This window comes from Staphylococcus sp. HMSC067F07 (genome assembly GCF_001837405.1).
In the GTDB taxonomy this organism is placed as follows: domain Bacteria; phylum Bacillota; class Bacilli; order Staphylococcales; family Staphylococcaceae; genus Staphylococcus; species Staphylococcus capitis.
In genome coordinates, this window is the sequence record NZ_KV832237.1 from 341,099 (window position 1) to 341,498 (window position 400).

The 400-nt window shown below is 38.5% G+C and carries 1 pseudogene; it reads left to right on the forward strand.

Annotated elements, in window-relative coordinates:
- Positions 1–400, forward strand: a pseudogene (locus HMPREF2706_RS12115) (signal peptide protein); the annotation flags it as partial.

Genomic DNA, 400 nt, shown 5'->3' on the forward strand with positions numbered 1-400 from the left:
AGCTAATCCTGATCAAAATACTGAAGTTAAACCTGATGACAATGGTAATCCTAAACCTGGTACAAATACTCCAGATCAAAACAATCAAGCTGGACAAGGCACTACTGGTGCTACAGGAACTCCTGCTCCTGATACTAATAACGGTTCAACTGGTACTCCTGGTGAAACAACACCAAGTGGTCAAGATAATCAAGAAAAACCAAGTACTCCTGGTAATGAAAATCAAGAAAAACCAGATACTAATAATGCTGAACAAGCTAAACCTACTACTCCGGAACAAAATGGCCAATTAGGTGCTGGTGTTAAACCTGGTACAGCTAATCCTGATCAAAATACTGAAGTTAAACCTAATGAAAACGGTAATACTAAACCTGGTACAGCTAATCCTGATCAAAATACT